14 protein-coding genes are annotated in these 20,351 nt (G+C 64.5%); 5 read left to right on the top strand and 9 right to left on the bottom strand.

The features are described from left to right. The first annotated feature begins 48 nt into the window (after positions 1–48). Together ACSBM8_RS09030 and ACSBM8_RS09025 are read left to right on the top strand one after the other, a co-directional pair. The gene (locus ACSBM8_RS09030) at positions 49–1,287 is read left to right on the top strand and encodes a flavin monoamine oxidase family protein (protein ID WP_442681288.1); all 1,239 of its coding nucleotides are present in this window, start codon (positions 49–51) and stop codon (positions 1,285–1,287) included. 65 nt (positions 1,288–1,352) lie between these two features. Beyond that, a complete protein-coding gene (locus ACSBM8_RS09025; RefSeq protein ID WP_442681287.1) occupies positions 1,353–1,811 on the top strand; it encodes a DoxX family protein in 459 nt (152 codons plus the stop codon). Here ACSBM8_RS09025 and dinB read toward each other — a convergent pair. From dinB to ACSBM8_RS09005, 4 genes are all read right to left on the bottom strand, one after another. Next, positions 1,735–2,820: a DNA polymerase IV gene (dinB, locus tag ACSBM8_RS09020; RefSeq protein WP_442681286.1), complete on the bottom strand. Its 1,086-nt coding sequence runs from the start codon at positions 2,818–2,820 to the stop codon at positions 1,735–1,737. The genes ACSBM8_RS09025 and dinB overlap by 77 nt on opposite strands. A gap of 65 nt (positions 2,821–2,885) precedes the next feature. Then, a complete protein-coding gene (locus ACSBM8_RS09015; RefSeq protein ID WP_442681285.1) occupies positions 2,886–3,272 on the bottom strand; it encodes a hypothetical protein in 387 nt (128 codons plus the stop codon). A 71-nt stretch (positions 3,273–3,343) separates the two neighbouring features. After that, positions 3,344–3,865, bottom strand: coding sequence for a phosphoribosyltransferase (locus tag ACSBM8_RS09010; protein WP_442681284.1), 522 nt, complete (start codon positions 3,863–3,865; stop codon positions 3,344–3,346). Between the two features lie 4 nt (positions 3,866–3,869). Beyond that, complete coding sequence (locus tag ACSBM8_RS09005; RefSeq protein ID WP_442681283.1) at positions 3,870–4,871, bottom strand: adenosine deaminase; 1,002 nt, start codon at positions 4,869–4,871, stop codon at positions 3,870–3,872. On the opposite strand from ACSBM8_RS09005, the gene ACSBM8_RS09000 reads away from it, so the two are divergent. Both ACSBM8_RS09000 and ACSBM8_RS08995 read left to right on the top strand, forming a co-directional pair. Next, positions 4,870–5,835 (top strand): hypothetical protein, encoded by a 966-nt coding sequence (locus ACSBM8_RS09000; protein ID WP_442681282.1) that lies wholly within the window; start codon positions 4,870–4,872, stop codon positions 5,833–5,835. The genes ACSBM8_RS09005 and ACSBM8_RS09000 overlap by 2 nt on opposite strands. Further along, positions 5,832–7,028 (top strand): S41 family peptidase, encoded by a 1,197-nt coding sequence (locus tag ACSBM8_RS08995; RefSeq protein WP_442681281.1) that lies wholly within the window; start codon positions 5,832–5,834, stop codon positions 7,026–7,028. The genes ACSBM8_RS09000 and ACSBM8_RS08995 overlap by 4 nt, the downstream gene beginning before the upstream one ends. Here ACSBM8_RS08995 and ACSBM8_RS08990 read toward each other — a convergent pair. The 5 genes from ACSBM8_RS08990 to ACSBM8_RS08970 all read right to left on the bottom strand — a co-directional run bounded on the left by ACSBM8_RS08990 (position 6,993) and on the right by ACSBM8_RS08970 (position 16,962). Next, entirely contained in the window at positions 6,993–8,453 is a 1,461-nt protein-coding gene (locus tag ACSBM8_RS08990) for an efflux transporter outer membrane subunit (RefSeq protein WP_442681280.1), read from the bottom strand. The genes ACSBM8_RS08995 and ACSBM8_RS08990 overlap by 36 nt on opposite strands. Beyond that, positions 8,450–11,752, bottom strand: coding sequence for an efflux RND transporter permease subunit (locus ACSBM8_RS08985; protein WP_442681279.1), 3,303 nt, complete (start codon positions 11,750–11,752; stop codon positions 8,450–8,452). Before ACSBM8_RS08985 ends, ACSBM8_RS08990 begins: the two co-directional genes overlap by 4 nt. Further along, entirely contained in the window at positions 11,749–14,859 is a 3,111-nt protein-coding gene (locus tag ACSBM8_RS08980) for an efflux RND transporter permease subunit (RefSeq protein WP_442681539.1), read from the bottom strand. The genes ACSBM8_RS08985 and ACSBM8_RS08980 overlap by 4 nt, the downstream gene beginning before the upstream one ends. Positions 14,860–14,921: 62 nt before the next feature. After that, positions 14,922–16,274, bottom strand: a complete 1,353-nt coding sequence (locus ACSBM8_RS08975; protein ID WP_442681278.1) for an efflux RND transporter periplasmic adaptor subunit — start codon at positions 16,272–16,274, stop codon at positions 14,922–14,924. A 235-nt stretch (positions 16,275–16,509) separates the two neighbouring features. Beyond that, positions 16,510–16,962 carry an Lrp/AsnC ligand binding domain-containing protein gene (locus ACSBM8_RS08970; protein WP_442681277.1) on the bottom strand — a complete coding sequence of 151 codons (453 nt, stop codon included), beginning with the start codon at positions 16,960–16,962 and terminating at the stop codon, positions 16,510–16,512. Between the two features lie 120 nt (positions 16,963–17,082). Here ACSBM8_RS08970 and putA point away from each other — a divergent pair, with 120 nt between their 5' ends. Continuing rightward, a complete protein-coding gene (putA, locus tag ACSBM8_RS08965; RefSeq protein WP_442681276.1) occupies positions 17,083–20,181 on the top strand; it encodes a bifunctional proline dehydrogenase/L-glutamate gamma-semialdehyde dehydrogenase PutA in 3,099 nt (1,032 codons plus the stop codon). The last annotated feature ends 170 nt before the right edge of the window (positions 20,182–20,351 follow it).

Below are 20,351 nucleotides of genomic sequence, written 5' to 3'. Positions count from 1 at the left end.
GCCTGAAACTGCTTTGGCCCAAGGTCAAGCCGGATCGAGGATCAGCAGTTGGAGCTAGAGGTCGTAATCGTCGGTGCCGGTGCGGCGGGAATTGCCGCGGCCCGGCGGCTGCAGGATCGCGGGCGACGCATATTGCTGGTCGAGGCGATGCAACGTGTCGGAGGCCGTGCCTATACCCAGATCGTGCAGCACGTGCCGCTCGATCTTGGCTGCGGCTGGCTCCATTCGGCTGAGCGGAATCCGCTGGCGAAATTCGCGCAAGCCCACGGTGTGGCGATCGATCGCTCGGGCGGGGCGTGGCGGAATCAGCTCCGCAATCTTGGTTTCAGCGCCGCCGATCAGCGGGCAGCGGGACAGGCCTATGCGGCATTTGAGCAGCGGCTGCACGATGACGTGCCCGATGATCGCGCCGGGAAGGCGATTGCGCCGGACGCCCCTTGGCGTCCCTATCTCGACATCATCAGCGGCGCGTTGAACGGCGCGGAACTGGACAATGTCTCTGCCCAGGATCTGCTCGCTTATGACGACAATGCGTCGGATCTGAATTGGCGCCTGCCGGGCGGGTATGGGACGCTGATCGGTCAAGCCGCCGCAATGCTGCCGATGCGGCTTGGCGTCCGCGTGGCCGGCATTGACGATAATGGCACGTCGATGATCGTCAGCAGCGATCAAGGCGCAATCCACGCAAACGCCGTGATCGTCGCAGTGCCCACCGATGTGCTCGCACGGGGGGACATCCGCTTTTCCCCGGCGCTGGACAATCATCTCCATGCGGCCGCCTGCCTGCCATTAGGCCGTGTCGACAAGCTGTTCCTGGCGATGGAACAGGCCGAAACAGTTCCGGTCGAGACCCACCTGCTTGGCAATCCCCACAGCGCGTTAACGGGCAGCTATTACCTCCGTCCGCTCGGCTACCCCGTGATCGAATGCTTCTTTGGCGGCATTGCGGCGCGCGCGATGGAAGAGGCCGGCGATGCCGGGCGCGTCGCTTTCGCGCTGGAAGAACTCGGCAATCTCCTGGGACGCGACTTCATCGGCGGCCTCCATCCCATTGCCGGGAGCTGGTGGCATCGCGAAGCGACAATCGGCGGCGCCTATAGCCATGCCCTTCCCGGCCATGCTGACAAGCGAGCGATCCTCGCGGCGCCGGCCAGTGAACGGCTTCAGTTCGCGGGCGAAGCCTGCTCGCCGCATGATTTCTCGACCGCGCATGGCGCCTGGCAAAGCGGGCTGGATGCTGCGGATCGGGTCGAAGCTGCGCTGAAGAGCATGGTACCGCGCGCATGACCGGTTTGGGGGAAGATTTGCATCGGTCGGGCGATGATACCCCAAGCTCGAATCGGACCGCGTCCGTGCAAGCGCGTCGGACAATATTGCGGGTCCTCCTTGCCGCCGCATTTGCGCTGGCCGGCTATTTTCACATCATGCATCCCGCTCCCTTTCTGCGGATCACGCCCGCCTGGGTACCCGCACCGGCGACAGTCATCCTCGTGACGGGAATATGCGAATTGTTCGGTGCTGCCGGGCTGCTGATACCGTCTTTGCGCCGGCTCGCCGGCATCCTGCTCGCGCTCTATTCCGTCTGCGTGTTCCCGGCCAATATCCAGCATGCCCTGTTGTTCGCCGGGCATGGCGGTGGCTGGACGGGGTGGCTCTATCACGGGCCACGTCTTCTGTTTCAGCCGGTTATCGTCTGGTTGTGCCTGTTCGCCGGCGGTTTGATCGACTGGCCGTTCACAAGGAAAGACCCAGTTGCGCATAGCCCTGCCCGCTTTCCTCGCCCTCATCCTCCGACAACGCCGAAAGCGTGAGCCCCAACAGCCGCACCCCAAGCGGCACCGGACATAATGCCGTCAGCAGCCCCTGCCCGGCAGCGCCGATTGCACTGCGGTCGCTGATCGGGACGGTGAAACTGCGCGCTCGGGTGATCTGGTGAAAATCGGAATATTTCACTTTCAGCGTTACCGTTCGGCCGGCCGATCCGGCGCGTGCGATCCGCTCCATCAGTGCATCCAGCACGGTTTCCAGCGCCGCCGCGAGCCCGGGCGGATCGCTGATGTCTTCGAAAAAGGTGCGCTCCGCCCCCACGGACTTGCGGATACGATTGGACCGGACCGGGCGGTGATCGATCCCGCGCGCGGCGCCATATAGATATCCCGCAAAGCTGCCGAAATGCGCCTCCAGGAATTGCAGCGTTTGAGCCTTCAGATCGGCCCCGGTCTCGATCCCCAGCCGCGCCATCTTCTCCGCCGTCTTGGGTCCGACACCGTGAAAACGCTTGACGGGAAGGCCCTCCACGAACAGCGGGCCACGCTCCGGCGGGATAACGCAACACCCATCCGGCTTGTTCTGATCGGAAGCCAGCTTGGCGATGAACTTGTTATAGGACACGCCCGCCGACGCCGTCAGGCCGATCTCCGCCTTGATCCGCGCCCGGATCTCCTGCGCGATCGTACGGGCTGACGATGCGCCCGATACATCCAGATAGGCTTCGTCCAGCGACAGCGGTTCGATCGCATCGGTATAGTCGGCGAATATCGCGCGTATCTCCCGGCTGATTGCCGAATAGACGTCGAAGCGCGGCTTTACGAAGATCAGGTCCGGACAACGCCGTCGCGCCGTCACCGATGCCATGGCGGAGCGTATCCCGAAGACGCGCGCCTCATAGCTGGCCGCCGCCACGACGCCGCGCTCGCGCGTGCCGCCAACGGCGACAGGCTTGCCGCGCAGCTCGGGATTGTCGCGCTGCTCCACCGATGCATAGAAGGCATCCATATCGACATGGATGATCTTGCGGATGGGCTGCTCATCGCCTTCCATCGGCCTAGCTTAGCGTGGTCGGAACAGGAAGGGAACGCCGTCCGATCACACCGACGAGTCTGATCTCAATGCGGCGTCGGATTTGTACCGCTATCGGTCGTCGTACCGCTGTTCGAGCCGCCATTGCTTGGCGACCCATTATGTCCGCCATGGCGCCCACGCGTCGTCGCGGTCGTCGAACGGCCGGTTGTCGGCCCCATATCCGGCACGCTTGGGCTACTGGTGGTCGTCGTCGAGCCGGTGGCGCCGACCGACGTATCGGTACCGCTTGGGCTAGTACTGGTCGTCGTTCCGGTCGCAGGGGTCGAAGCGCCCGGCAGCCCCGTCCGGGGCGTGCCCGGCGCGCCGGTCGTCGCGGCGCCTGTGCCCATGGTTCCGGGGGTCGTGCCGGTTGTCTGCGCCAACGCCGGCAGGGCAACAATTGCCGCGGCGATGAAGAGGATCTTGCGCATCACACTCTCCTATGTTGTCCAAGTGACTGAACATAAAAGATAACGCCCTGCTTTGGGGTTCGATCCCAGGCTCAGGCCAGCCGTTCGGGAACGGCAGCAGCCTCTTCTACCAAGGTGCTTGGTTCGGCCATGGCTTCCCAGGGAAAGACGAACCAGCGCTTGTCATGCAGCCGGTCGATCGTGCGGGACCGATAATCGACTTTCGCGGCAGATCGCACATTGTCGATCAGCACCCCGACCCGTACATTCTCACCGGTCGCGCCATGATCCAGCAGCGATTTGCGCAAGGCTTCGATCGTGCCGCCGCTATCGTTGATATCGTCCACGATAAGGATGCGGCGCCCTTCCGCCGTGGCGCCTGCCAGTTTCGCCATCAGTTCTTCGGCGAAGCTGGGCACGCCAGAGCTGTAATCGACCGACAGCAGCGAGATGCCGGTGCGATGGGACAGATACGCCGCCGGCACCAGCCCGCCGCGACCGATGCCGACAATATGGTCGGGCGCCCACCCCTGGGCCTCTATCGAGGACGCGACCTGCTGTACGTCGGCGACGAAATCCTCGTAGGGAATGTAGCAAAGATCGGGCTGGGTCATGGGATCAGCCGGCAAAGGCGTCGATGGCTGAAAGGTGACGCGTCACCGCCGCATCGGGAAGGAACGACCCAAGGAAGCTGTTGCGGGCCAGTGTGATCAGATCTTCCCGCTCCAGATACGGTGCCACCGCCCGGTAATTGTCGGCGACATAGCCACCGAAATAGGCCGGATCGTCCGAATTAATCGTCGCGCGCAAACCCTGTTTGAGCATGATCGGAATGGGATGATCCGCGGCGTCGCCGACCACGCACAGCTTCAGATTGGAAAGCGGGCAAACCGTCAAAGCCATGCCGTTGCGGGCCAGGCGCGTGACCAATTCGGGCGATTCCAGCGCACGATTGCCATGATCCAGCCGATCAATCTTTAGCAAATCGAGCGCTTCCACCACATATTCGGGCGGCCCCTCCTCGCCCGCATGCGCGACACGCTTGAGCCCCTCGGATCCTGCAGCCGCAAACACCCGGGCGAATTTGGACGGCGGGTGCCCGACTTCGGACGAATCCAGGCCAACTCCAGCAATGCGATCGAGCCAGGGCTCCGCCGCCTGCAGCGTGGTAAAAGCGGCGGCTTCGTCCAAATGACGCAGGAAACAGAGGATCAGGCTGGACGTCACACCATAGCGCGCTTCCGCCGACGTCATTCCGGCCAGCAGGCCATCGGCCACGACCTGAAACGGCAAGCCGCGATCGGTATGGGTCTGCGGATCGAAGAAGATCTCCGCATGGACCACGCCATCCGCATGTGCTCGCTCGAAATAAGCGAGCGCCAGATCGTGGAAATCCGCTTCGGTCCGCAGCACGTCCGCGCCTCGATAATAAATATCCAGGAAATCCTGCAGTTGCGAAAATTTGTAGGCGGCGCGAAGCTCCTCGACCGACGCGAAAGGAATCTGAATGCGATTGCGCCGCGCGAAGTCGAACATTTGCTCGGGCTCAAGGCTGCCCTCGATATGGAGGTGCAGTTCCGCCTTCGGCAGGCCGGTAATGAAAGCATCGGGAATCGCCATGCCGCGCATGATAGCAGCACTGGTCGGCCGGGCATGCCGGATAAATGGCGCCACGTGCGGAGCGGCGCGCGTACGGACCATTCTATCGGGCCCTGCTATTTTCCTACTCGCGGCAGCGGGCAAGCCCCCACAGCCGTCCGGCGAGTTGGTTCTCGATGCCGCCAATCCGGTCATCCTCGTCCATATTGCGGACGTGGCCGTGCGTCTGCGCGTCGATCTCGATCAGCAGGACAGCGTCGAGCTTGACCCGGCAGTCGCGGCACGGCTTCCCGTGGCGTGGGAGGCGGGCATGGAGATGGACGTGGGCCGCGTGCGGCTTCCCGGCCGGGTTGCGCGCGCCACGATGCGCGTGGGATCGCAGGTGCTTCCGGTGCAGCTTTCCGAACATGGGCGCCACTGCTGCCAGCGCTGGGATGGCGCGATCGGGCCCAATCTTCTGCCCTACGCGATCGTACGTTGGCGCCGGGTGGACGCGCCCGCTGCCAACGGATCGCGATCCTATCCGATCGTGGATAATGCGATGACCGGTCTCTCCGCGACCGGGGAAAGAGCCCCGCTCCGCCTACGCTTCGCGCTCACGCAACCGCAGACCGTCGGCACCGCCGCCGCCGGCGCCATTTTGGCGAGAGAATTTGGAGGGCATTGGCAGGGAGAAGCCGGGCGCGTCACCCTGGCGTTTGATATATCCCGCCCAGCGCGCGACATTGCCTTCAACTCTCCGGCGCGCTTGGCAGGGTTTCGGTTCGACTCGCTGCTCGTGCGTACTTCCGATTTCGCGGGATCGGAGCAATTGCCGACCGAGCGGATCGATCCCGGCGACGTTGTCATAACCCGGCATCTCCAGCGGCAACAGGCCTGGCCCGCCGTCACCCTGGGCGTCGAGCATCTCGCGCGCTGTGCCGAGCTCACTTATACCGCCCTACCCCGCACCCTCACACTGCGTTGCGCGTTCGACCCATCATGAGAACACAGCTTGTTGCCCTTGTCGGCCTGTTGACGCTTCCCTTGCAGGCCGCCCCGCCCACATACACACCGCAATTGCAGGCCCGGATATTCGATCGCGCCTGGAGCCTTGTCAGCAAGCATTATTGGGATCGCAGCCGTACCGGGGAAAGCTGGGCCGACGCGCGCGATCACTTCCGGCCGCTCGCCATCGCGGCGCACGATCGCCCGGCTTTTTATACAATTCTCGGCGAGATGCTGGCATCGCTGGGTGACAGCCATGTCTATGCGATCGATCCGGTTCAGATCGCGATCGGAAAGGCGCGGGACGCCGGCCGATCGGAGCAGGGCTTCGGCCTGTCGATGCTCCCCAACGATGATGGGCGGTGGCTGGTCATGCGGGTCACGCCAGGGTCGGCTGCTGCTCAAGCCGGCGTGCAGATCGGATGGGAAGTGAAAAGCGTCAACGGCAATCCGGTCGACATCGATTATCAGCCGCAGGAGGGCGACCGCGCCCGTTTCGACTTCACCGACGAGCATGGCGCACACCACCCGCTGTCGCTCACTGCTGCACCCGAGGCGGCACGTCCGGTCCGGCGGGCCACCCATCTCGACGGTGACATCCTGTTCGTCGGCCTGGATGGCTTCGATCCCGGCGCGGACCGCTGGCTCGCCCGCGAGATCGCCGATGGCCCGCCGCCGCGCGGCATCATACTGGATCTGCGCGGCAACGATGGGGGCGATGCCGATGTCATTGCCAAAGTCGCCGGCCTGTTCTTCGCGGACGATCGCCCGCTGGTGCGAAGAATCGAGCGGCGGGAAAATGTGCAGAAGGTGCGTGGCACGGGTGCACGGGCCTATCTTGGCCCGCTGGCGGTGCTGGTCGGCCCGGATAGCGCCAGCGGCGCCGAAGCCGTCGCGGCCTTGATCGACGAAAGCGGCCGCGGCACCACCATCGGCGAGCGGACGGCCGGCGCGTTGACCGGCGCGTCGGAATATCCTCTGCCCGATGGCGGCGAGCTGTCGGTCGCCGAATTCGACATCCGCACGCCCGATGGCCGCCGCTTGGAAGGGGTTGGCCTGCAACCGCAAATCGCCATCAAGCCCAGTCTCGCCGACTTGCGCGCCGGACGCGATCCCGTGCTGGATCGCGCACTCGCCGCGTTGCGCAATGGCCAGTTAGCGGCTGGGCGGCATCTGGGCGTCGGCGGGTAAAGGGCCCTGCCAGCTGCCGCCGATCGCCTGGATCAGGCTGACCGCGGCGGCCTGGCGATCGACGATGGCAGCGGCTTCGGTTTGCCGCGCCTGCAGCGCAGTCGTTTGCGCCACGATCACATCGGAATAGGCGATTTCGCCTGCCAGATATTGGTTCTGGGTCAGGGCTTCCACCCTGTTCGCGGCCGCTGCGGCAGTGGTGCGCTGCTGCGCGACGTAGGAAAGGACGCGCGCGCCCGCGAGTTCATCTTCGACCTGCTGGAATGCCACCAATACGGTCTGGCGATAATTGGCGACGGCCTGGTCATAGGCGGCCCGCGCCTGGGCCACCCGCGCCGATCGCGCGCCGAAATCCAGCAGCGTCAGCGCGCCGCTCAACCCAAGCGACCAAATGCTGCTGGCCGCACTGAACAGCGAACTGAGCCGGCTCGTCTGCGACCCGACATCGCCGGTCAGCCCCAGCGTCGGGAAGAAAGCCGAGCGCTCGATGCCGATCGCCGCATTCGCGGCCGCCACGCGCCGTTCCGCCGCCGCAATATCGGGCCGCCGCTCCAACAATGCCGACGGTATCACGCCCGGAACATCGGGAACCTTGGGCCGCCACGGGGCGTCGGCCAGCACGAAACTGGAGGGATTTTCCCCTACCAAAACGGCGATGGCATGCTCAAAAACCGCCCGCTGACGCACGAGATCGGCCGCATTGGCGCGCGCACTATCTAGCTGACTTTGCGCCTGGAGCACGTCAATCCGCGCAACGACGCCCTGATTATAGCGGTTCGTGGTGATCGTAAGCGCGCGCAGATAGGCCGCCACGGTCCCGTCCAAGATCACTTTTTGCTGCTCGATACCGCGCAATTGCACGTAATTGAGCGCCAATTCGCCCTGCGCGGACAGCGATGCGTTGGCCAAATCCCCTTGGCTCGCCTCTGCCAGCGCGCGCTGCTGGCTCACGCCATTGCCGATCCGACCCCACAGATCGGGCTCCCAACTCGCCCCGATCGACACCGAATAACGGCGGCTGCCATTGCTGGAATTGACCGTGGTGCCGCCGCCGATGATGGTCGTCGTCCCCCCGCCGAACGACCCGGCGCGGGTCGCGCCGGTGGACAAATCGATAGTCGGGAAGAAGGCCGCGCGCGCTTCCCGCACCGCCCCGCGCGCCTGCGCATAAGCAGCGGCGGCCGCGGCGACGTTCTGATTGTTGATCGCAACCCGGGATTCCAGCGCGTTCAGCACGGGATCGTCGAACAGCAGCCACCATTCCCCTTTGGCAACCGCATCCGCGGGGACCGCGGCGCGCCAGCCGGGCGCCTCCTTGAAACTTGGCGGAATGCTCGCGGTCGGCGGGCGATAGGTCGGCGCCAGGTTGCACCCCACCACCGCCAGCATGACAGGCACAAGGGCAAGGGTACGAAGCTTCATCATACGGGCTGGATCCCTTGGGTTGCGGCCTGACGCGCCAGCATCTTCTCGCGGGAAGAGCGGCGGCGGAAGCGGTCAAGCGCCAGATAGACGACCGGCGTCGTCAACAATGTGAGGAACTGGCTGGCGATCAGGCCGCCCATGATGGCGATGCCCAGCGGCCGCCGCAGCTCCGCACCCTCGCCGAAACCGATGGCGAGCGGCAACGCACCGAAGGCCGCGGCCATGGTCGTCATCAGGATCGGCCGAAAGCGGAGCAAGCTTGCTTCCCGTATCGCGGCCAGCGGCGTCAATCCGCGCGATCGTTCGGCGTCGAGCGCGAAATCGATGATCAGGATGGCGTTCTTCTTGACGATGCCGATCAGCAGAATGAGCCCGATGAGCGCGATCAGATCATATTGCGATCCCGTCACCATCAGCGCGATCACTGCGCCCACGCCAGCCGACGGCAGCGTCGACAACACGGTCAAAGGATGGATCGCGCTTTCATACAAAATGCCGAGGACGATGTAGATCACGACCAGGGCCGAGAGGATCAGGATCGGGTTGGACTGGGTCGACTGCTGGAAGACCTGCGCGGTTCCGGATGCTTCGCCGTGGACCTGGGTCGGGAAGTTCAGGCTCGCCTGAACCTGACGGATGCGGGCAATGGCATCGCTCAAGGCAAAACCATTACCGGTCGAGAAGCTGATCGTCGCGGCCGGCGCCGCATCCTGATGATTGACCTGTGCCGCCGTCGATCGGGTCGACCAGCTGGCGATCGTCGACAAGGGCGTCATGGTCGACGCGGTCGTGTTGATCGCAGCGCCGGAAGCGGCATCACGCCCCGAGCCCGTCGTGGATGTCGGGGTGGAGCCCGTAACCAGCGCCGTCGTACCGACCGCCGCGGACGCCGCACCTGCCGCCGTCGCCTGCGCTGCCGATGATTGCCCGGTTGTCGTGCCGGGGTTGGCAGCGCTGCTGCTGTTTGCCGCCGTCGTCGTTGTCGAGTTGGTCGGCACATAGACAGTGCGCAGCGCTTCGGGCGAACCGGTGAATTGGGGCGCCACGCCCATCACCACATGATATTGGTTGAGACCGCTGTAGATCGTCGCGACCTGTCGCTGTCCGAACGCGTCATACAGCGCATTGTCGACCGCTTGCGGCGTGACGCCGATCCTGGTGGCCGCATCATGATCGACCTTTACGTAGACCTCGGCTCCGCCATCCGATTCATCGACATCGACGTCGGTCAGCTCGGGAAATTTCTTGAGCGCATCCGCCAGCGCCGGTCCTGCCTTCGCCAGCACCTCGGGATCGTCCGCCTTCAGCGTATATTGGTAGCTGCTATTGCCGCCCCGGCCGCCGACCCGCATGTCCTGGACGGGGCTTAGAAATGCCGCCACGCCCGTCACCCGCGCCAATTTGGGGCGCAGCCGCGTAATGACGTCCCGTACGGAATCCCGTTGGCTCTTGGGCTTCATCGTCGCGAACAGAAACCCGCCGCCCGCCCGCGAACCGCCGGTGAATGCCACCACATTCTCGATCGCCGGATCGCGCTTGATGATCTTCACGATCTGGGTGAGCTTGGTCTGCATATCCTGAAAGGAAATGCTCTGATCGGCCCGCAAACCGCCCTGGAGCGAGCCCGTGTCCTGCTCGGGAAAGAAGCCCTTCTGGATGGTGATCAGCAGGAAGATGTTGAGCGCGACCGTGCCTGCCAGCAGCAGCAAAGTCGCGCCGCGATTGGCCAGAGCCCAGTCGAGGCTGCGTTCGTACCGCGCCTGCAAGCGCTGGAATTGGCGCTCGGCAAAGCGCGAGAAGCGATTCTCTTTCTGCGCCTCCCGCTCCTTCAGGATCAGCGCGGCGATCATCGGTGTCGCCGTCAGGGATATGACGAGACTGATCATGACCGCGACCGTCATCGTGATCGCGAATTCGCGAAACAGTCGCCCCACGATCCCGGCCATGAACAGCAGCGGGATGAACACCGCGACCAAGCTGACGGAGATCGACAGGACGGTGAAGCCGACCTCGCGCGCGCCGCGCATGGCGGCCTGGAAGGGCTTCATCCCCTCCTCGATATGGCGGCTGATATTTTCCAGCACGACGATCGCATCATCGACCACGAAGCCCGTCGCCACGGTCAGCGCCATCAACGACAGGTTGTTGAGGCTGAAGCCGAGAAGATACATGACGCCGATCGTGCCGAGCAGCGAGGCGACGACCGCGACCGCGGGCACGACCGTCGCACGGAGCGATCGCAGGAAGATCGAGACGACGATCACCACCAGCAAGGTGGCGATCACCAGGGTGATTTCGACTTCGTGCAGGGAAGCCCGGATCGTCGTGGTGCGGTCGGACGCGACCGCGAGCTTGATGTCGCTGGGAATTGCGGCCTGCAATCCGGGCAGCTGCGCCTTGACCGCGTTCACCGTCGAAATGATGTTCGCACCGGGCTGCCGGCTGAGGATGATCGTCACCGCCCGGCGGCCGTTGAACAGGCCCATGGTGCGCACGTCTTCGGGGCCGTCATAGACGCTCGCGACATCGGACAGACGCACCGCCACGCCGTTGCGCCAGGACACGATCAGATTGCTATAATCGGCCGCCTTCAGGCCGGGCACGTCCCCATAAATCTGCCACGCCGTGGCACCGTCTTCGATCACCCCCCGCGGCCGGTTGGCATTGGTCGACGACAAAGCGGTGCGGACATCCTCCAGCGGAATGCCGTAGCGGGCGAGCGCGAGCGGGTTGAGATCGATCCGGACGGCCGGCAGCGCGGCGCCGCCAAGCTCCACGTCGCCGACGCCTTGCACCTGCAACAGCCGCTGCTGCACCACGTTGGAAACCGAATTGTAGATGTCAGCCGAGCTGCGGGTATCGCTGGTCAAAGCCAGGATCATGATCGGTGCGTCGGCGGGATTGATCTTGCGGTAGCTGGGATTGCTCCGCAGCGTGGACGGCAGATCGGCGCGCGCCGCGTTGATCGCCGCCTGCACGTCGCGAGCAGCCCCATCGATGTTGCGGCTCAGGTCGAACTGCGCGGTGATCCGCGTCGAGCCGATCCCCGATTGCGAGGTCAGCTCCGTCACGCCCGCGATGGTGGCCATGCGACGCTCGAGCGGCGATGCGACGCTGGTCGCCATCGTCGTCGGGCTCGCGCCGGGGAGGCTCGCCGATACGCTGATCGTCGGGAAATCCACCTGCGGCAACGGCGCGACCGGCATGACGAAGAAAGCCGCAATGCCGGCGAGCATCATCCCGATCGTCAGCAGCAAAGTGCCGATCGGACGGCGGATGAAGGGCGCGGAGAGGTTCACGTCGGCTGCTGCAGCGGCAGTTGCGGCTCGGCCTCGCGCTTGCGCCGCACGCGTGCGGACAGACGTTCAAACCCCAGAAAGATGACGGGGGTCGTAAACAGCGTCAGCGCCTGACTGACGATCAGGCCGCCGGCAATCGCCAGTCCCAGCGGACGCCGCAGTTCGGCGCCCATCCCGCTGCCCAGGATCAGCGGCAGCGCGGCGAACAAGGCGGCGAATGTCGTCATCATGATCGGCCGGAAGCGCAGCAGCGCTGCCTCGCGGATCGCGGTATCGGCGTCCTTGCCGTCCGTGCGCTGCGCGTCGATCGCAAAGTCGATCATCATGATCGCGTTTTTCTTGACGATGCCGATCAGCAGCACGATCCCGATGATGCCGATGACACCCAGATCATTGCCGGTCAGCATCAGCGCAAGCAGCGCTCCGACACCGGCCGAGGGCAAGGTCGACAGGATCGTGATCGGGTGGATGAAGCTCTCATAGAGAACGCCGAGCACGATATAGACCACAACGATGGCGGCAAGGATCAGCCAGACTTCGTTGGAAAGACTGGCCCGGAAGGCATTGGCGGCGCCAAGGAATGTCGTCGTGATACCGCCGGGAACGCCGATCCGCTTTTCCGCTGCCTGGATCGCACTGACCGCGCCGCCCAGCGATTGATCCTGGGCGAGATCGAAGCCCACGGTCGATGCTGGGAATTGGGCGACCCGTGTGATCTGCAGCGGCGCCTCTCCCTCCACAAAGGTCGCGACGGTCGACAAAGGCACCGACGTTCCGGACGATGTCTGGACATAGAGCTGGTTCAGTCCGTCCGGACCGGTCAGCATGCCCGGGGTGCTTTCCAGGATCACACGATATTGGGTCGTCTGCGTGAAGATGGTCGAGATGATCCGCTGTCCGAACGCATTGTAGAGCGCGCTGTCGACGGCGGCGGTACTGATGCCCAACCGGGACGCGACATCGCGGTTGATCTTCACCGTGACCGCGCGCCCCTGATTCTGCATGTCGGACACGACATTGCGCACCTGATGGACGTTCTTGAGCTCTTCCAGCAACTTGCCGGTCCACAGGTTGATTTCCTGCTGATCGGCCCCCTGCATGGCGAAGCGATATTGGGTCGGCCCGCCCTCCGCATCGATCGTGAGATCTTGCACCGGCCGCACATATAGGGTGACGCCAGCGATATCCCGGGCGCGATTTTGCAATCGGCGGATCAACGCGGTCTGACTTCCGCTGCGATCGCCCTTCTCTTTAAGGTTGATCAGCATCCGGCCCTGATTGAGCGCGGGATTCTTGCCGTCGACGCCGACGTTGGAACTCAGGCTTTCGACATCCGGATCTTGCAGGATCGCGTCCGCGAGCTTGTTCTGGAGACTGGACATGCGCCCGAACGACACACCCTGGCCGGTCGACACGATCGCCTGCAACTGGCCGGTATCCTGTTCGGGGAACAAACCCTTCGGGATCGCCACGAACAGGATCGCGGTCAGCACCAGCGATCCGGCAAATACGATCAGCGTCAGCCCCTGCCGCAACAGCACCCAGTCGAGCGCCGAGCGGTAGCCGTTCGAAACCTTGTCGAACTTGTGCATCGTCCATTCGGACACGCGGAAGTGACGCGTCTCCGCTTCTGGCTTCAGCCAGCGCGCCGACAGCATCGGCACCAAAGTGAGTGCGACCACCGCCGAGATCAGGATGGTCACGGCCAGCGTGATCGCGAATTCGCGGAACAGGCGCCCCACCACATCGCCCATGAACAGCAGCGGGATCAAAACGGCGATCAGGCTGACGGTGAGCGAAATGATAGTGAAGCCGATCTCCCGGCTGCCCTGTAATGCGGCGGCGAGCGGGCTCTTCCCTTCCTCCAGATGGCGGGCGATATTTTCCGTCACCACGATCGCGTCGTCGACGACGAAACCTGCGGCGATCGTCAACGCCATCAACGTCAGATTGTTGAGGCTGAAGCCGAGCAGATGCATCGCGGCGAACGTGCCGACGATCGACAAAGGAACCGCCAGGCTCGCGATCAGCGTCGCCTGCCACGATCCGAGGAACAGGAAGATCGCGATCGTCACCAGCACGACCGCGAACACCAACTCCACCTGAACGTCGTGGACCGAGGCACGGATGCCGGTCGTCCGATCGGTCAGCAGCGTGACGTGCACATCGGCCGGCATTGCGGCCTCGAGATCAGGCAGCGCGGCCTTGATGGAGTCGACTGTGCCGATGACATTGGCACCCGGCTGACGTTGGACGTCCAGCACGATGGCGGGCGTCCGGTTCATCCACGCCCCGAGGCGGATATTCTCGGAGGAATCCACGACGTTGGCGACATCGCTCAACCGCACCGGATTATTGTCGCGGTAGGAAATGATGAGGTTCTTATACTCGTCCGCCGTCGCCAATTGATCATTGGCATCGATCGACCAGCTGCGCGTGGGACCGTCGAAGCTGCCCTTGGCGCCGTTGACGTTGGCGGCCGCGATCGAACTGCGAAGCTGATCGAGCGACAGATTATGCGCGGCGAGCGCCTGGACATTGGCCTGGATCCGCACCGCCGGCCGCTGCCCGCCGGACAGTGACACGAGACCGACGCCGGAGATCTGCGACAATTTATTGGCGATGCGCTGATCGACGAGGTTCTGCACTTCGGCCAAGGGCCGAGTCTTCGACGTTACGCCCAGGCTCAGCACGGGCGCGTCTGCGGGGTTGACCTTAGCATAGATTGGCGGCGCCGGCAGATCGGAGGGCAGTAGCGTGTTGGCGGCGTTGATCGCGGCCTGCACTTCCTGCTCGGCAACATCCAGTGTGAGATCAAGGTTGAACTGAAGCGTGATCACGGACGCGCCGGCCGAAGACACGGACGACATGCGCGACAGGCCCGCCATCTGCCCGAACTGCCGCTCCAGCGGCGCGGTGACGGTCAGGTTGATCACGTCGGGGCTGGCGCCGGGGTAGAGCGTGCTTACCTGGATGGTAGGATAATCCACCTCCGGAAGTGCGGACAAAGGCAGGAAGCGATACGCGACGATGCCGGCCAGCAGGATCGCCAGCATCAGCAAGGTGGTCGCCACCGGCCGCATGATGAAGGGACGCGACGGATTCACCCCTTCGGGGCCGAGCACCTCATCCTCTGCGCCGAGGCTCGTCCCACTTTCGGACACCTCGCTCACTGGCTGTTGCCGCCGCCCTGACGATGATGGCGTTGCCCGCCCGCCCGCTTGCCATCGGCGGTCGCGTTCCCGTCCGTCCGTCCGGGGCCGGCCCCCTCGCCTTCACCGCCGCCGCCAAACAGGCGCGCGAAGAAGCCGCGTTCGCGCTGGGGCATGCGCTGCGGGCGCTCGCCGGGCAGCATCACCTTCGATCCGTCCTCAAGATTGTCCGCGCCTTCGGTGATGACGGTCTGCCCAACCTTCAGGCCGGAGAGAATTGCGACCCGCGTTCCACTGGCAGGCCCTTGCTTGACGATCTGTATCTTCACCGTGTGATCGTCCTGCAGCACGAACACGAAATCGCCCTGTGCGCCGTGGCGTACCGCCGTGACCGGGATCGTGGCTGCATTGCGCAGCGTGTCGACCAGAACCGTCATGTTGACGAACTGGTTCGGAAACAGGCTGCCCTGCGGGTTGGGAAAGCGCGCTTTGCCGGTGACCGTGCCGGTGCTGGTGTCGATCTGGTTGTTGAACGCCAGGAAGCGGCCCTGGGCGAGCGGCGTGCTGCCATTCTGATCGGTTGCGCTGACCGCCAGCGCGGCACCCGAGCGCAGGCGCGCCAGGATGCCAGGCAGATTGCCTTGCGGTACCGCAAAGCTGACATCGATTGGATCGGTCTGCGTGATGACCGCCACGCCATTGGTGTCACCGGGGGTGACGTAATTGCCGATATCGGCCTGGCGCAGGCCGACCCGGCCGGACACGGGGGCGGTGATGGATGTATATTGCAGGTTCAAGCGAGCTGTGCCGATTGCCGCCTGATCCGCCGCGACGACACCCTTCTGCTGTTCGACGGTCGCGGCCTGCGTCTGGACCTGCTGGCGCGCGATCGAATCCTGCTGCAGCAGCGTCTGGTAACGCTGCAGGTCGACCCGGGCGAGATTGAGTTGCGACTGATCGCGTTTCAGATTGGCCTGGGCCTGGGCCAGTGCCAGTTGATAGGGGCGCGGATCGATCTGCGCGAGCAATTGCCCCTTCCTGACCAATTGCCCTTCGGTGAAGTTGATCGTGAAGATGTTACCGCTCAATTGCGGGCGCACCGTTGCCGTCACGACCGGAACGACCGTGCCGATGGCATCCAGCGATTGCGGCACATCGGCGGCAGCGACCTTGGCCACGCCCACGGTTGCCGCGGGGCGCCCACGCCCGCGCCCGCCGGGGCCGCCCTGTCCCTCGCCCGATCCGCCGCGCGTCAACGCCCAGGCGAGCAGCGCAATCACGATGAGCCCCAGCACCACCAGCAAGGCGTTTCGCCGCGAATGCGGCGACCGCGCGACCGGATCGGCGGCGGCGTCATAATCTTGGGTCATCGAATTCCCTTGGCGCGGGTAGACAGATATTCGCCTCCATCGGGCCGGTCCGCCGGGCGTGCGGCACGCCAGGAACGGTCGTTGACGCTAGCCGAATAGAACCACAGCAATGCAGAGCATTCCTCGATCGGAGGGACGTTGATGTGAAGCGCAAGACGGATATGGAACGCCCACAGATGTTGGCCCTCTAACGGATGATCCTATACAATCCGTCGGTCGTGTCGCGAATTTTCAATCAGACCGGCAAGCGGCTGGTCAGCTTCACTTCTTCCAGCACGGCATACGTCCTCGTTTCGCGAATGCCGGGCAAAGCGACCAGCGTGTCGCCCAGGAAGGCGCGGTAGGCCGCCATATCCGCCACACGCACTTTGAGCAGATAGTCGAATCCGCCCGCCACCATATGGCATTCCAGCACATCGGGCAGCTTGCGCACATGCGCCGCGAAGGCCGCGAACGCATCGTCGGTGGTCCGGTCCAACAGCACCTCGATGAAGATCATCAGCGCCCGGTCGAGCTTGGCCGGATCGAGCAAAGCGGTGTAGCCCATGATCACGCCCTGATCGCGCAGGCGCCGGACGCGTTCGAAACAGGCCGCGCTGGACAGGCCGCATTGCAGGGCGAGCGCGCTATTCGTTATGCGCCCGTCCTGCTGCAGGGCGCGCAGGATCTTGCGATCGATCTGATCCATCAACGATCCTTCGGTATCAACAAATCTTCCTTACGGAATATTCGGGTTTCTGCCGTCAAAACGAAAGCACATTCTGCGGGGCGCACCATATAGGGCGGCATAGCTGTGAAGGGGTTTGCCATGTCCAACCGGATTGACTGGGATCGTATCGACGCATTGAAATACCAGGACGAGGCCGAAGCCTGCCGCGCCCTGCTTTCGCGCGCGCCGCTCTCGTCCTCCGAGCGACGGGAGATCGAACACGAGGCAGCGGTGATGGTGCGCGCCGCGCGCCAGTCCGCCGAGAAGCAAGGCGTCGTCGAAAGCTTCCTCCAGCAATTTTCGCTCGGCACGCGTGAGGGTCTGGCGCTGATGTGCCTTGCCGAGGCGCTGCTGCGCACGCCCGATGCCGACACGCGCGATCGGCTGATCGCCGAGAAGATCGGCTCGGCGGACTGGGCCAGCCATTTAGGCCAATCGGACAGTCTGTTCGTGAATGCGTCGACCTGGGGGCTGATGCTGACCGGCAAGATCGTCGATGTCGAGGATGAGGCAAAAACCGATGTGGGGGGCTGGCTCAAGCGGTTGACCGCGCGCGTCGGCGAACCGGTCATCCGCCAGGCGGTGGGCGCCGCCGTGCGAATGATGGGCGAACAGTTCGTCCTCGGCCGCAATATCGAGGCCGCGCTCACCCGCGCCAAGAAAGAAGGCTATATCTGCTCGTTCGACATGCTTGGCGAAGGCGCCCGCACCGCTGTCGATGCGGAACGCTATGAGAAGATCTACGCCCAGGCGATCCGCGCCGTCGGCAAGGCCCGTGTGCCGGGCACGGCGCCGGAAGAAGGCCATGGCGTCTCCGTTAAGCTTTCGGCCCTGTCGCCGCGCTACGAGGCCGTTCAGGAAGCGCGCGTGTGGGAAGAGCTTTATCCTCGCATCAAGCGGCTCGCGCTGATCGCTGCCCACCATAATATGAACTTCGCGATCGACGCCGAAGAGGCGGACCGATTGGTCCTGTCGCTGAAGCTGATCGATCGATTGGCACGCGAGCCGGAGCTCGGCGAATGGGCGGGCCTGGGTGTGGTCGTGCAGGCCTATCAGAAGCGCGGCATCGCCGTGATCGAAGCGCTGCAGCATTTGGCCCAGGATAGCGGCCGGCGGATCATGGTCCGGCTGGTCAAGGGCGCCTATTGGGACAGCGAGATCAAGAAGGCGCAAGTCGCCGGCCGGCCGGGCTATCCCGTCTTCACGACCAAGCCCGCGACCGATCTATCTTATCTGGTCTGCGCCGACGCGCTGATCACGGCCTCCCCTGGCCTGTATCCCCAATTCGCCACGCACAATGCGCACACATTGGCGGCGGTCCGACTGATGGCCGCGCGCGCCGGGGTGCGGATCGAGCATCAGCGGCTGCACGGCATGGGCGAAGCGCTCTACCAGGCGGCAGGGCAAACCAATGCCGTGTTGCGCGCCTATGCGCCGGTCGGCGGCCATGAGGAGTTGCTTCCGTATCTGGTGCGGCGCCTGCTGGAGAACGGGGCCAATACCAGCTTCGTCCATGCGCTGTTGAATGAGCGGGTACCGGCGGAGGATGTGGTACGCGACCCGATCGCGGCCGTCGAGGCACGCCCCTTCCCGCATCCCCGCATTGCCTTGCCGGCCGACATTTACGGGCCGGCGCGGAAGAACCCGCTGGGCCGCGATTACAGCATCGCCAGCGCGCGCGAAGCGGCGGCCGTGGCCAGCCGCGGCAGCGCAACCGAAACGCTGACCGCCGGGCCCATCGTCGGTGGCCGGCTCCAAAAAGGTGCCGGCGCCAAGGCCGCCGTCAGCCCGGTTGACCGCGAGATACTGATCGGTGCGATATCAGAGGCGCTCCCGGCCGATATCGATGATGCAGCACGACGCGCCAAGGCTGCGCAACCGGCCTGGGACGCGCTTGGTGGATCCGGGCGTGCCCGCACGCTGCGCGCGGCGGGCGATGCCCTGGAAGCCGACATGGACCGCTTTGTCGCCCTGCTCGCCCGCGAAGGGGGCAAGACGCTGAACGACGGCGTCGCGGAAGTGCGCGAAGCGGTCGATTTCTGTCGCTATTATGCGAATCTGGCGGAAAAGCAGTTCACCGGGCTGGAAACGCTGCAAGGCCCGGTCGGGGAGACCAACCAGCTGGAACTGCGCGGCCGCGGCACGTTCGTTTGCATTTCGCCGTGGAATTTTCCGCTCGCGATCTTCACCGGGCAGGTCGCCGCGGCGCTGGCGGCGGGCAATGCGGTGCTGGCAAAGCCGGCGGAGCAAACGCCGTTCGTGGCGGCGGAAGCCGTGCGCCTGTTCCATAAAGCCGGGCTGGATCCCGATCTGCTGGCGCTGCTGCCCGGCGATGGCGCCACGGTGGGCGCGGCCTTGGTTCGCCACCCGGCCATTGACGGCGTCGCTTTTACGGGCGGGACCGACACGGCACGCCTGATCAATCGCAGCCTCGCCGATCGCGACGGACCGATCCTGCCCTTCATCGCCGAAACCGGCGGGCTCAACGGGCTATTTGTGGATACGACCGCATTGCGCGAACAGGTTGTCGATGACGTCATCCAGTCCGCAATTGGTTCGGCCGGCCAGCGTTGCTCAGCCTTGCGCGTCCTGTTTGTGCCGGAGGATTCGGCCGATGAGCTGATCGCGACGCTGGCCGGTGCGCTCGACACGCTGACAATGGGCGATCCCGCAGACCCCGCCACCGATATCGGCCCGGTCATCGATGCCGATGCGCTGGCCAATCTGGAAGCGCATGTCACCCGGCTGGAACGCGAGGCGAAGATCGTCTGGCGGCTCGATCCCGGCGTTTCACGTGGCGTCTTCTTCGGTCCGGTCATCGCCGAGGTGCCCCGTCCCGATTTCCTGGAGCGGGAGGTGTTCGGGCCGATCCTGCACATCTACCGCTACGATCCGGCCGATCTTGCCGCGGTCGCCGGCAAGCTCGCCGCGCGTGGCTATGGGCTGACGCTGGGCGTCCACAGCCGGATCGAGCGCTTCGCCCAGGAAGTACGGGCGCTCGTTCCGGCCGGGAATATGTACGTTAACCGATCGATTGTCGGCGCGGTCGTCGGTGTGCAGCCGTTCGGCGGCGAAGGTTTATCGGGCACCGGTCCGAAAGCAGGCGGACCCCACTCGCTGCTGCGCTACGCGACCGAGCGTGCCTTGTCGGTGAACATCACCGCCCAGGGCGGCGATCCGGCGCTGTTGAGCCTTTAGCGTGACGGTTGCATTGTCTCAGGCGGGCAGAAAGAACTTCCCGCCTGCTAGCTGCCGCCTGACTTAATCGTCCCTTCTTTTCATTGGCCCGAGCTACGGCGAGATTGAGCGAGCTGTCGTCCAACACGCTCGCATCATGATAGGCAAACCCCAATATCCTTAGGCCTTCT

The organism is Sphingomonas sp. ASY06-1R, from assembly GCF_052180265.1.
GTDB lineage: Bacteria > Pseudomonadota > Alphaproteobacteria > Sphingomonadales > Sphingomonadaceae > Sphingomonas_I.
This window is presented reverse-complemented; position numbering and strand designations above follow the sequence as displayed.

What these genes read in the sequence shown, in the direction of transcription:
- ACSBM8_RS08975 (WP_442681278.1), bottom strand. Translation starts at nt 16,274, where the DNA reads ATGACCCAAGATTATGACGCCGCCGCCGATCCGGTCGCGCGGTCGCCG.
- ACSBM8_RS08990 (WP_442681280.1), bottom strand. Translation starts at nt 8,453, where the DNA reads ATGATGAAGCTTCGTACCCTTGCCCTTGTGCCTGTCATGCTGGCGGTG.
- ACSBM8_RS09005 (WP_442681283.1), bottom strand. Translation starts at nt 4,871, where the DNA reads ATGGCGATTCCCGATGCTTTCATTACCGGCCTGCCGAAGGCGGAACTG.
- ACSBM8_RS08970 (WP_442681277.1), bottom strand. Translation starts at nt 16,962, where the DNA reads ATGGATCAGATCGATCGCAAGATCCTGCGCGCCCTGCAGCAGGACGGG.
- ACSBM8_RS08995 (WP_442681281.1), top strand. Translation starts at nt 5,832, where the DNA reads ATGAGAACACAGCTTGTTGCCCTTGTCGGCCTGTTGACGCTTCCCTTG.
- ACSBM8_RS09000 (WP_442681282.1), top strand. Translation starts at nt 4,870, where the DNA reads ATGCCGCGCATGATAGCAGCACTGGTCGGCCGGGCATGCCGGATAAAT.
- putA (WP_442681276.1), top strand. Translation starts at nt 17,083, where the DNA reads ATGTCCAACCGGATTGACTGGGATCGTATCGACGCATTGAAATACCAG.
- ACSBM8_RS09010 (WP_442681284.1), bottom strand. Translation starts at nt 3,865, where the DNA reads ATGACCCAGCCCGATCTTTGCTACATTCCCTACGAGGATTTCGTCGCC.
- dinB (WP_442681286.1), bottom strand. Translation starts at nt 2,820, where the DNA reads ATGGAAGGCGATGAGCAGCCCATCCGCAAGATCATCCATGTCGATATG.
- ACSBM8_RS09015 (WP_442681285.1), bottom strand. Translation starts at nt 3,272, where the DNA reads ATGCGCAAGATCCTCTTCATCGCCGCGGCAATTGTTGCCCTGCCGGCG.